Below are 11,785 nucleotides of genomic sequence, written 5' to 3'. Positions count from 1 at the left end.
AACATTGACATCAACGATTATATAAATGAGCTTGTGAAAAATTAAATGGTGGACAAATTTTGGAGGAATTTAGGGTATACCATGCTAGCAATAACTGAAAAGTCCTAATACAAGAAAACTAATGCTAAAAAGTCCAATGTTCCAGCACATTTTTCCTTTAAACAAGGTAAAAAGAGAGAACAGCCTAAAATTTAGCTGTCCTCTCTCGTTAACTTTCAGACCCTCCAACTCTAGTAATTCTTCACTAGATCAGGCTTAAATATAGTAGTCTTGATCATCCATAGCTTCTACTGCACCAAGTAAGTAACCATTTCCCACTTGCGAGAAGAAATCATGATTGCTTGTTCCGGTCGATATCCCATTCATCACAATCGGGTCAACATCCTCTGCTTTATCAGAAAAGAGAGGCTCAAACCCTAAGTTTTGCAGGGCTTTATTGGCATTATAACGAATGAAAGTTTTGACCCGTTCTGTCCACCCCAATTCATCATAGATCATTTGGGTATATTGACACTCATTTTGATAGAGTTCATAGAGCGTTTCATAGATCCAATTCTTTAATTTTGTTTGTTCTTCTTCTGGCAATTCTTGATAGCCTAATTGGAACTTATAGCCAATATAGGTTCCATGAACAGATTCATCCCTTATAATCAGTTTGATAATTTCTGCCACATTGGCTAATTTATTATTTCCTAAATACCAAAGGGGAGCATAGAAACCAGAATAAAAGAGAAATGTTTCCAGCAAAACAGAGGCAGCTTTTCTTTGTAAGCCCGTCCCATTTTGATAGATCTCATTAATCCGTTTCGCTTTATATTGGATTTTAGGATTAGAATTCGTCCACTGGAATATTTCTTCAATTTCTGCCTTAGTATGCAAAGTAGAGAAAATTGAGGAATAGGATTTGGCATGGACAGACTCCATAAATTGGATATTATTCAATACCGCTTCCTCGTGTTGTGTCCGTATGTCTCCCCGAATGACTTCTACGCCATCCTGACTTTGAAGGGTATCTAAAAGAGTTAACCCTCCAAAGACCTTCCCTACCATATCTTTTTCCTTTGGGCTTAGCTTTCGCCAATCATCTAAATCGTTTGACAAAGGGATACGCGTATCTAACCAAAATTGCTCTGTTAATTTTTCCCAGGTGAGTTTATCCACCATATCCTCAATCGAATTCCAGTTAATAGCGGTGTAATTTTCTTGCGTCATTCGCTTTCCTCCTTAAATTGTGCAGCTTTCACATGTGTTGCTGCCAATTTCTTGCTCATCTTCGGTAAAGGTTCTGATGTAATAGATCGACTTAATCCCTTTTCGCCAAGCATAGTGACGCAAGATATTCAAATCCCGAGTGGTCATCTTATCCGTCCGCCCCTTTTTCCATTCATACAAATCATCCGAGAGTTTAGATTTCATAAAGAAGGTCAAACTCATCCCTTGGTCGATATGTTGTTGAGCCGCAGCATAGACATCGACTACCTTACGCATATCCGTATCATAGGCAGAAGTATAATATGGCAAAGTCTTATTCGACAGGTAAGGCGCAGGATAGTAGGTTTTTCCTGTTTTCTTTTCTTGCCTTTCTTCAATTAAGCGGGTAATTGGATGTAAGCTAGCTGACGTTTCGTTCACATAGCTAATAGACCCAGTCGGTGCCACAGCCAAACGATTTTGATGGTAAAGCCCGTATGTTTGCACATCTTTTTTCAATTGTTCCCAATCACTAGCGGAAGGCAATTGAATGCCTGCATTATCGAAAATCTTTGCTACTTTATCGTGTTCAATCCGCAATTCCTTAGACGTATAGCGGTCAAAATATTCTCCTGTAGCATACTTCGACCGTTCAAAGCCATCGAAAGTTACTCCTCTTTCCTTGGCAATGGCGCAAGAAGACTTGAGAGTATAATAATTCAGGAGCATAAAGTAAAGATCCGTAAATTCAATCGATTCGGCTGAGCCATAATGCATTTCATTCAAAGCAAAGAAGGTATGCAAGCCCATTGCCCCTAAACCTATCGTATGGGCCTTATCATTCCCATTTTTTACAGAAGGAACTGCTTTAATATGTGAATGATCCGTCACAAATGTCAAAGCTCTAACCATAACATCCACAGATTTCCCAAAATCTGGTGATTGCATCAATTTAACCACGTTGGTTGACCCTAAATTACATGAAATATCCGTCCCTAGTTTGACATACTCTTGGGCATCATTAAGAATGGAATAATCTTGAACTTGAAGAATTTCCGAACAGAGGTTACTCATCAAAATAGTGCCATCAATAGGATTAGTCCGATTAGCCGTATCAATATTTACGATATAAGGGTAGCCTGATTCTTGTTGCAATTTAGCAATTTCATTTTCCAAGTCCCTTGCTCGAATTTTAGACTTATGGATTTCTTCATTATTCACCATGCGATCATATTCAGCTGTAATATCCACATAGGAGAAAGGCTTCCCATATACTCTTTCGACATCATAAGGGCTAAACAAATACATCATCTCATCTTTAGCCGTCAATTCGTAAAACTTATCTGGCACAACCAAGCCAAGCGATAAGGTTTTAACACGAATCTTTTCATCTGCATTTTCTTTCTTAGTGGAAAGAAAAGCTACAATGTCCGGATGGAAAACATTCAAGTAAACAGCCCCTGCACCATTCCTTTGACCCAACTGGTTGGAATAAGAGAAGGAATCTTCCAAAAGCTTCATCACCGGTACAACCCCACTTGACGCATTAGCTATTTTTTTAATAGGATCTCCAGCAGCTCGAAGGTTGGATAGAGATACCCCAACTCCTCCACCAATTCTAGACAGTTGTAAGGAAGAATTAATGGTTCGCCCAATGGAATTCATGTCATCTGTCACTTGTAAAAGGAAGCAAGAAACAAGTTCTCCACGTCGTTTACGCCCAGCATTTAAAAAAGTAGGAGTTGCTGGTTGATAGCGTTGATGAATCAATTCTTCGGCTAAATCTTCGGCTAATTGCTCGTCCCCATCAGCTAAATAGAGGGCATTAAAGACAATACGATCTTCAAATCTTTCGAGGTAACGTTCCCCATCATTCGTTTTTAAGGCATATTGCCGATAAAATTTAAAAGCTCCCATAAAGGATCTAAAACGGAATTTTTTGTCATATATCTTTTGCATCAATTGCTTAATAAAATTGCGGTCGTACTTATCAAGAAATTCCTTCTCTATATAATCGTTTTCGACCAAATAATCTAACTTCTCGTCCAAGGTATAGAAAAACACGGTATTAGGGTTCACATGTTCAAGAAAAAAAGCTCGTACGGCTTCCCTGTCCTTTTCCAAAGGGATCTTCCCGTCAATAGGCCGGTTTAATTCATTATTTAGGGCAAAATAGCTGACTTCTGTGCTTTGTTCCACACGTTTTGGTTTATGCAAGTTCCTTCACCTTCTCTTTCACTGTTTCAACATCAAAGTCGCTCCCTTGAAACTCAAAGCAATGGACTAGGGGGACTCCGTAATCTTCTGAGATATCTTTAGCGGTAAAACAAAATAGTTCATTAAAATTCCGATTGCCACCTCCGCAAACCCCACGGCAGTAGGCTTGATTGTTACCAGTTTCCAAGAAATCATTGACGATTTCTGTTACCTCATTCGCATAAGTCGGTACAATCAACAAATAATCTTCCTTTACTTCAATGGAAAAGGCATTCTCCATCGTTATTTCAATACTTGGCCAATCAAATTTCTGGACAAATTTTCTTGTTTGACCAGTTAAGGACATGTATACCAATAACATCTTATCCCTCTTTCTAAAACACAATATCTAGTGGTTTGTTTAGTTTGTATCTCTATATTTTGTGTTTGCGTTATTAATCCTACACTATTTAGCTGGTAAAAGAAAGTAAAAAACTCTTTCTTTTTAAAAGAATTTCTTCCCCCCTTTTAAAAGGCTACCCTTAACCTACCATCCTTCAAGTTTCACAACTTTGTTTTTTAGCGGTTCGACCACAAAAAAAGGCCAATTAAGCCAGGTGCCCTTTTCAGGCATCTCCTTAATTGGTCCTTTTGTGCGCAAGTATAAAATAGACACATCCCCTTAACAAGAGAAGCTCCCCTCTCCTCTTCGTTAATGCTGTAAGCCTATTTGAGTCAGCTCACTTGCTAATTATACTTACTCTAGCTATTTATTTTTTATGAAAGAATTTTTGATAGTAGGCCTTTAATCCACGAGAAATCACTTGGGCAAAACTCAAGGATCTTACCATGTCCTCGTCTTTCACATAGCGATTAATCGCCCGCAAAACTTTCTTCGTATCTCTCGCTGCAAATTGGAATAATCCACTCTGCTTGGTTTGAATGCCGAACCTTGGAATCCATTTCCCTTTAAAGAGAACTTGGGCGATCACTTTGTCAACTTCTGTCCAAGGAATTTGGATATATTTATTCACGTCCCGATCGTGATAAAATTCAAATCCCTTATCTCCTATCATGATTTGCCCGTAATCTGTCAATCCACTATAGGAAGTAGCCTTTTCTACCAAGTCAACTTTGCTATTTATTGATTGGATCATTTCTGGCCTCCTTTCAATAAGAATGGTTTACTCTTCTACTTTCAGTTTACCAGTCTTCACTATATTCTTTCAATCTAAGGCAGACGCCTTCTTGCCACTTGATCTAAAAACCTTAGCTATCTTCAGAAAAAGAGGTCACGAGTCTAACGCCTGCCTTGAGTAATGGATCGTACTACAAAATACCAACCAAGTGGCCGATGATCCCTACTGCGAACAAACCAAGGATGATCGCAATTGGAGAAACATTCTTCTTCAATAACCACATACATAAGAGAGTTAAGAGAAGTGGTGCCAAACCTGGAATTAGTGAATTCAAGTTATCTTGTAAGGTTGTCACTTTCACTGGATCAATAGCCATACCAGAGTTAACTTGAGTGATAGCTTGTTTGATCCCTTCTGCTCCAGCTGGGAGTTTGCTCCATTCAATATAAGCACCTTTCGATAGAGGAACTTTAGAAACAACTGGCGCAAACTTGATATTTACCCAACGTTGAACCAAGGCTGCTAAAACGAACATCCCCAAGATAGAAGCACCTTTTGTCACATCTTGTAGTAAGTTACCAGAAACATCTTCTGTAATCTTCGTTCCTGATCTGTAACCAAATTCTTGGGTGTACCACATGAAGGCAAAACGTAGGATGTTCCAAACCACGAAGAAGAGGATTGGTCCCATGATGCTCCCGCCTAATGCGATAGAAGCAGCAAGGGCACCGATCATTGGACGAGCAGTGAACCAGAAGACAGGGTCACCAACACCGGCTAGTGGTCCCATCATCCCAACTTTAACCCCTTGGATAGCTACATCATCAACAGCAGAACCATTTGCCCGTTCTTCTTCCAAGGCCAAGGTAACCCCAATAATTGGAGAAGCCACATATGGGTGAGTGTTAAAGAATTCCAAGTGACGTTGAGCCGCTTTTGCACGTTCTTCTTGTGTAGTATACAATTTCTTCAATGCAGGAATCATGGCGTAAACAAAACCACCATTTTGCATCCGTTCATAGTTCCATGACCCTTGAAGGAAAGTGGAACGCCATGCAACAGCTAAACGATCTTGTTTCGTTAATTCAATACGTTCTTTCGTCATCGTTCAAATCTCCTTCCTAATAGTCATTCAGGATGTCGCCAAGTGGATCCCCAGTATTAGAAGAATTAGAACCGGAGTTTGATCCACCCATCTTGGAAAGGTTCAAGTAAATTAAAGCAAAGGCTACAGCGATTGCCCCTAAAGCCATCAAGGTTAAGTTCGTCACAGCGGCGATACAGAAACCAAGAATAAAGAATGGCCATACTTCTTTAGTTGCCATCATGTTGATAACGAGAGCATAACCAACGGCAACGACCATCCCACCACCGATAGCCATACCTTCATTCAACCAAGCAGGCATAGATTCTAAGGCAGATTTCACCACGTCAGCAGGAATGAAGATCATAGCTGCTGCAGGAATAGCAATACGCAAACCTTGCATAGCAATGGCAACCATTTGTAAAATTTCAATTTTACGGAAATCACCAGTCTCTGCAGCCTTGTCCATCATGTGAACAACTGGCACAGAAAGTGTACGAACAATCATGGTTAAGAATAAGCCGGCAACAGCCAAAGGAATGGCAATAGCGATCGCAGAGTTTACCCCAGCAACACCTTGCCCCCCTAAAACGAGAATAATAGCAGAAGCTACAGAAGCCAAGGCAGCATCAGGTGCAACGGCAGCCCCGATATTCGCCCACCCCAAAGCTAACATTTGCAAAGATCCCCCAAGGATGATCCCTGCTTCTAAGTTACCTGTTACTAAACCGATCAATGTGCAGGCAATAATAGGTTGATGGAATTGAAATTCATCGAGAATCCCTTCCATACCTGCAAAAAAGGCCACAATGACCACTAAAATCATTTGAATGGCAGACATAGTTCTCCTCCTTTATATCTAAGCTTGCTCGCTCAGCAATTGTTTAGCCTTAGCGAGAATGTCATCCATATTTCCACGTGAATCTGCAGGCACTTTACGCACATCAAATGTAATGCCTTTCGCCTTCAAAGCTTCATAAGCATCCACATCTGCTTGCCCTAGAGAAAGTACTGTATTAACAACAACCTTACCCTTAGAGTGAGCCATAGATCCAACATTCACTTCATGAATATCTACGCCTGCTTCAACAACTTTCAAGAGATCTTGAGGATTTTCAAAGAGCAACATCGCTTTGGTATTGCCAAAACGTGGGTCTTTATAGACCTCAACCATTTTCTTCAATGGAATAACATTAGCATGTACTCCTGGAGGAGCAGCTTGTTCAATCAATTTCTTCCGTAAGTTGTCATGAGCCACATCATCGCTCACTACAATAATACGTGTTGGCTTTTGAGCTTTGGTCCAAGAAGTTGCAACTTGCCCATGCAATAGACGAGAGTCCACCCGAGCCAAAACAAACTTGATTTTCCCATCTCCCAAAACTGTACCTTCTGGAATAGGGCCTTGCGCAGTAGACTGTCCAGCAACTTGTACAGCTGGCGTTAATGCTTCAGGAAGGGTCTTGATACCGTCTCTCCCTGATGTCACTAAATGCTTGGCAATTTCTTGCGCAGAAGTCATTGTTAAACGAGAACCATAAGCTTCAATCAACATTGGTAGATTTAAGCCAGTAACAATTGCCCATTTGTCTTCATGGCCAGCAAAGAGACCTGATGTTTGATTGAAAGGCGTTCCTCCCCATAAATCCACCAAAAACAAGACTTCATCTGATTGACTCAATGAAGCAATTGCTTCTTGGAGCTTAGCCTTCAAATCATCTGGGCCATCACTTGGCAACAAGGTCACTGCTCGGACATCTTCTTGTTCGCCGAAAATCATCGACCCAGATTGTTTGATCCCTTCCGCAAAGTTCCCATGACTTGCGAGAATAATTCCAACCATTTCTTTCCCTCCTTATAAATTCTCCCGTTTGCTTGGTTGTGAAAGCAAACGATTCGCTTTCATTAGTAGACTGTATTCGTTTTCATTTAGGCGAATATATAATGATGATAGCTAACAACCTAATAAAAAACACACCATCTCCTAATGCCATTGTTAAGTATACCACAAAGCAAGTGCAAACGCTTGTGCTTTACTCCAAAAAATACAAAAATAAATGGATTTATGCTAAAAATATTCCTATTTTTTCTCTTATTCCTTTTTATATCCTCTATAGGCTCATCATTATCCCATAACAGATCTTTTTTCTTCACTCTTTTTTCTTATAACTTCCAAATGGGCAGGGTCATTGTTTCCTTTCTCTCAGCTAGTCATATCCCGTCTTTCTACTATTATAAAAGCCTAGTTATTTCTATCTCATACTTGATCCCTATAGTAGAAGGTCTCGTGTTGCTACTATTATCAATACGTTTTCAGGGAACAGCTCAAGTTTATTATAGTTTTTTCCATTCCATCCTGAATTTCCCAACCAATAACGGTGATGAGTCAGGGAATTCAGCTTCCATCCCTTGTCAACTATATATTCCTTCTATAGCACAAAGAAGCCTAGCCCAGGAATTACTGTCATCCTTTGGGTTAGGCTTCTCTATCGTTTATAGAGCTTTCCCTATCGTTTAGCTATTCTTTGAAAAAGAGCTCTAGTAAACTTTCAACTTGTTCTTTACTAATACCGTGTTGGTTTAATCGTTCCACTATGTGTTTGCCATTCACATAACCAATTGTCAACTTTTCTCCTAGATACTCCCTTAAACATCTTGACTCATCCCGCCCCACCAAACCGTAATCTCTCACCATTTTGCTAGTCCATAGATCAGGTCTCTTTAAGGAAGAGGAGGACATTTGGCACAAGTCTTTCGCTTGATTCAACAAACGGAGAATAGTTTCATCTGAAGCGTGTTCAATCCCTAAACTTTTGTGTTTAGCCCTTAGTGACTTTCCCTCTGAACGGGTAATATGTAAATGAATGGGGTGGTCAAGAGCCTGTCCTACTATTCGACGAATACGTTCTCCTTGGACATCTGGATCAGTCAAGATGACAATCGGATGCCCCAGCTGTTCCAAGAAAAGCAAGCGATTAAGGACTTCATCAGGAACAGAAGAACCTATTGTCTCCACCGTTTGGCAAGTAGGATCGACTGACTTGAGGCGACGAGTATCATCTCGCCCTTCCACAACATAGATGGGAGACATTCCATTTTTGACCATCTAGCAATCCTTCTCATTTAAGCCGAATAAGTTTAGGGCATTTCGAGTGGCTTCAGCTGCCACTTGTTCGTAAGAAACAGATCTAACCTTAGCCATTTCTTGTGCGACATAGTGCGTATAGGCTGGTTGGTTTTGCTTGCCACGGTAAGGCATCGGCGCCAAATAAGGCGAATCTGTTTCTAAAAGGTAGCGGTCGTTAGGGGTTACCGCAGCAGACGCTCTCACTTCTGGCGCATTTTTAAAGGTTAGTACCCCACTATAGGATAGATGCATCCCTAGGTCTAAAAACTTTTCAGTATAAGCTGGACCTTGATTATAACTATGCATGATACCCCCAGTTAAATGGACTTTTTCTTCCTTTAAAATTTTGTAACAATCATCTGTCGCCTCACGATTATGTACAATCACCGGAAGATGCAAGTCTCTGGCCATAGCCATTTGCCGACGAAAGGCTCGTTCTTGCTCTTGGGGTGTGGCACTATCCCAGTAATAATCTAAACCCGTTTCTCCTAATCCTACCACTCGAGGATGGGCTAATTTGCTGTAGAGATAATCTTCCACCTGCTTAGTGTAGGTATGGGTTTCAGTAGGATGCCATCCAATGATAGCCCAAATGTGGTCGTATTTTTCTGCTAATTCGATAGCTTTTTCAATGGTCTTATAATCAAACCCCACCACGGCAAAACGTGTGACATCCAATTCATGGGCTTGACGGATGGCTTCATCTACTTTCCCATCAAACTCTTCCGCATTTAAATGGCAATGGGTATCAAATATCTCAATCATTTTAGCAAATCTCCGATCCATTCGGCACGTCTTTTGGAAGTGTCAGTAAGACAACTTGGTCTTCTTTATCAGCTGTCAAAATCATCCCTTGACTGATATAGCCACGCATTTTCCGAGCTTTTAAGTTCGCTACAATACACACTTTAGTCCCAACTAGAGCTTCCGGATCAGGATAGTAAGCTGCAACTCCAGAAAGGATTTGGCGGTAACCTTTATCTCCTGCATCCAGGACAAAGCGGAGCAATTTGTCTGCCCCTTTAACCTTATGGCATTCTATAACTTCTGCTGCTTTCAATTCTACTTGATCAAAGTGGTCAAATTTAATTTGTTTTTCTTTGAAGGATACTAATTCAGTTTCATCTGGATCAAAAGTTTTTTCTTCCACTTCGGCATTTTTCTCATCGAAGCCTGGCATCATAGCTCGAATGGCTTCCTCTTCAACTTCTCTATCCAAACGTGGGAAAACAGGCTCACCTTTTTTGATCACATGACTCTTCGTCTCAATATGCATTGGGACAATTTCATTAATTGGATCCTTAGAAGCATCTGATAAGCCCAATTGATCAAAAATAGCAACTGGAGTATCTAATAAGATTGGTTGGGTCAAAATGGCCACCACACGCAAACATTCCACCAAGTGAACCATAACACTTGCCAATTCGCCTGTCTTACTTTCATCTTTCACTAATTGCCATGGTTCTGTTTCATCAATGTATTTATTCGCCCGAGAAACAATGCTCCAGACGTGTTCTAATGCATCAGAGAAGTGTTTTTTCTCCATTTCTTCAATAAACATACTTTGAGCATTTTGAATAACCGCTTCTAAGTCTTTATCTACAGCTGTTTCTCCTACTTGATCAACTGGAATGACCCCATCAAAATATTTATTGATCATAGCAACCGTCCGATTCAAGAGGTTCCCTAGGTCATTTGCTAAGTCAACATTAATTCGACTGACATAATCCTCTGGTGTAAATACCCCATCAGAACCAAATTTCACTTCACGCATCAAATAGTAACGGAAAGCATCCAAGCCATAGCGGCTAACTAAATCTTCAGGGTAAATCACATTCCCCTTAGATTTAGACATCTTTCCATCCTTCATCAATAACCAGCCATGCCCAAAGACTTGTTTTGGCAATGGTAAACCTAGAGCCATTAACATAATTGGCCAATAAATCGTGTGGAAACGTACAATCTCTTTCCCTACCATATGCACATCTGCTGGCCAGAATTTTTGGAAAAGTTCATCATTATCAGAAGCATAGCCTAGTTTGGTAATATAGTTAGTCAAGGCATCTATCCAAACATAAACCACATGTTTTGGATCACTTTTCACTGGAATCCCCCAAGAGAATGAGGTACGAGAGACACAAAGATCTTCTAAGCCAGGTTTGATGAAATTATTAATCATTTCATTCTTACGAGACTCTGGTTGGATAAATTCAGGATGATCCTCGTAATATTTCACCAAACGATCCGCATACTTACTCATACGGAAGAAATAGGCTGGTTCACTGACCCATTCCACTTCATGGCCGGATGGAGCAATCCCTCCAGTGACCTTGCCCTCTGCATCCTTAAATACTTCCGTCAATTGGGTTTCAGTAAAGAATTCTTCGTCAGAAACAGAGTACCAACCTTCATATGACCCTAGATAGATATCCCCTTGGTCTAAAAGTTGTTGGAAGATCTTTTGCACAGCCTTGACGTGATAGTCATCCGTCGTTCTCACAAAGCCATCATTAGAAATACGTAAGGTTTTCCAAAGTGCTTGTATTCCGTTAGCCATTCTATCCACATAAGCTTGTGGCTCAACACCAAGTGCTTCTGCTTTCTTTTCAATCTTTTGCCCATGTTCATCTGTACCTGTTAAATAGTACACCTTATACCCCGTCAAACGTTTATAGCGAGCTAGTACATCACAAGCTATGGTGGAATAAGCATTCCCTATATGCAAACGACCGCTAGGGTAATAAATAGGGCTGGTAATATAAAAAGTTTTTTCTTCTGACATGTCATATCCTCCTATGATGAGTTTCCCTAGAAATGACTAGGGATCTCTGACAAAATCTTTCAGGCCAAAGCTGACCCAATAGCACCTTGATTGAACAAAGTGCACACAATCGTTTCCATTATAGCATTTTTCCAAGTATAAAAAAATGGAGGCTCAATACTTTTTGTTGTTGGTAAAAGAGACAATATTTGTCTGTACATGTCATATAACCTGAATTCCCTGACTCATAACCATAAACACCACCTATCACCGAGGTGGTGTTATTT

Annotated in this window: 10 protein-coding genes; all 10 read right to left on the bottom strand. The window is 40.3% G+C overall.

The window, feature by feature from the left end; genetic code table 11:
• Positions 1-255: 255 nt before the first annotated feature.
• Positions 256-1,212, bottom strand: coding sequence for a class 1b ribonucleoside-diphosphate reductase subunit beta (nrdF, locus tag D3H64_RS09960; RefSeq protein WP_121566064.1), 957 nt, complete (start codon positions 1,210-1,212; stop codon positions 256-258).
• A 12-nt stretch (positions 1,213-1,224) separates the two neighbouring features.
• A complete protein-coding gene (nrdE, locus tag D3H64_RS09955; protein ID WP_121566063.1) occupies positions 1,225-3,408 on the bottom strand; it encodes a class 1b ribonucleoside-diphosphate reductase subunit alpha in 2,184 nt (727 codons plus the stop codon).
• Positions 3,401-3,769: a class Ib ribonucleoside-diphosphate reductase assembly flavoprotein NrdI gene (gene nrdI / locus D3H64_RS09950; RefSeq protein ID WP_121566062.1), complete on the bottom strand. Its 369-nt coding sequence runs from the start codon at positions 3,767-3,769 to the stop codon at positions 3,401-3,403. The genes nrdE and nrdI overlap by 8 nt, the downstream gene beginning before the upstream one ends.
• Positions 3,770-4,157: 388 nt before the next feature.
• Positions 4,158-4,544, bottom strand: coding sequence for a DUF956 family protein (locus D3H64_RS09945; RefSeq protein ID WP_121566061.1), 387 nt, complete (start codon positions 4,542-4,544; stop codon positions 4,158-4,160).
• Between the two features lie 172 nt (positions 4,545-4,716).
• Positions 4,717-5,631 carry a PTS system mannose/fructose/sorbose family transporter subunit IID gene (locus D3H64_RS09940; protein ID WP_121566060.1) on the bottom strand — a complete coding sequence of 305 codons (915 nt, stop codon included), beginning with the start codon at positions 5,629-5,631 and terminating at the stop codon, positions 4,717-4,719.
• A 16-nt stretch (positions 5,632-5,647) separates the two neighbouring features.
• Positions 5,648-6,451, bottom strand: coding sequence for a PTS mannose/fructose/sorbose transporter subunit IIC (locus D3H64_RS09935; RefSeq protein WP_121566059.1), 804 nt, complete (start codon positions 6,449-6,451; stop codon positions 5,648-5,650).
• An 18-nt stretch (positions 6,452-6,469) separates the two neighbouring features.
• On the bottom strand, positions 6,470-7,453 hold the full coding sequence (locus D3H64_RS09930; RefSeq protein WP_121566058.1) for a mannose/fructose/sorbose PTS transporter subunit IIA: 984 nt from the start codon (positions 7,451-7,453) through the stop codon (positions 6,470-6,472).
• Between the two features lie 675 nt (positions 7,454-8,128).
• The gene (locus D3H64_RS09920) at positions 8,129-8,716 is read right to left on the bottom strand and encodes a toprim domain-containing protein (RefSeq protein WP_121566056.1); all 588 of its coding nucleotides are present in this window, start codon (positions 8,714-8,716) and stop codon (positions 8,129-8,131) included.
• Complete coding sequence (locus D3H64_RS09915; RefSeq protein WP_233554941.1) at positions 8,717-9,523, bottom strand: TatD family hydrolase; 807 nt, start codon at positions 9,521-9,523, stop codon at positions 8,717-8,719.
• Positions 9,504-11,519, bottom strand: coding sequence for a methionine--tRNA ligase (gene metG / locus D3H64_RS09910; RefSeq protein WP_121566054.1), 2,016 nt, complete (start codon positions 11,517-11,519; stop codon positions 9,504-9,506). The genes D3H64_RS09915 and metG overlap by 20 nt, the downstream gene beginning before the upstream one ends.
• Between the last annotated feature and the right edge of the window lie 266 nt (positions 11,520-11,785).

The organism is Atopobacter sp. AH10 (assembly GCF_003664595.1).
GTDB lineage: Bacteria > Bacillota > Bacilli > Lactobacillales > Aerococcaceae > Atopobacter.
Note: the sequence above shows the minus strand (reverse complement) of the source record. Positions and strands in the feature narration are given on the sequence as shown.

Bases quoted from the DNA above. Each gene is read 5' to 3' on its own strand.
- nrdF (WP_121566064.1), bottom strand. From the start codon at position 1,212: ATGACGCAAGAAAATTACACCGCTATTAACTGGAATTCGATTGAGGAT.
- nrdI (WP_121566062.1), bottom strand. From the start codon at position 3,769: ATGTTATTGGTATACATGTCCTTAACTGGTCAAACAAGAAAATTTGTC.
- D3H64_RS09945 (WP_121566061.1), bottom strand. From the start codon at position 4,544: ATGATCCAATCAATAAATAGCAAAGTTGACTTGGTAGAAAAGGCTACT.
- D3H64_RS09940 (WP_121566060.1), bottom strand. From the start codon at position 5,631: ATGACGAAAGAACGTATTGAATTAACGAAACAAGATCGTTTAGCTGTT.
- D3H64_RS09935 (WP_121566059.1), bottom strand. From the start codon at position 6,451: ATGTCTGCCATTCAAATGATTTTAGTGGTCATTGTGGCCTTTTTTGCA.
- D3H64_RS09930 (WP_121566058.1), bottom strand. From the start codon at position 7,453: ATGGTTGGAATTATTCTCGCAAGTCATGGGAACTTTGCGGAAGGGATC.
- D3H64_RS09920 (WP_121566056.1), bottom strand. From the start codon at position 8,716: ATGGTCAAAAATGGAATGTCTCCCATCTATGTTGTGGAAGGGCGAGAT.
- D3H64_RS09915 (WP_233554941.1), bottom strand. From the start codon at position 9,523: ATGGATCGGAGATTTGCTAAAATGATTGAGATATTTGATACCCATTGC.
- metG (WP_121566054.1), bottom strand. From the start codon at position 11,519: ATGTCAGAAGAAAAAACTTTTTATATTACCAGCCCTATTTATTACCCT.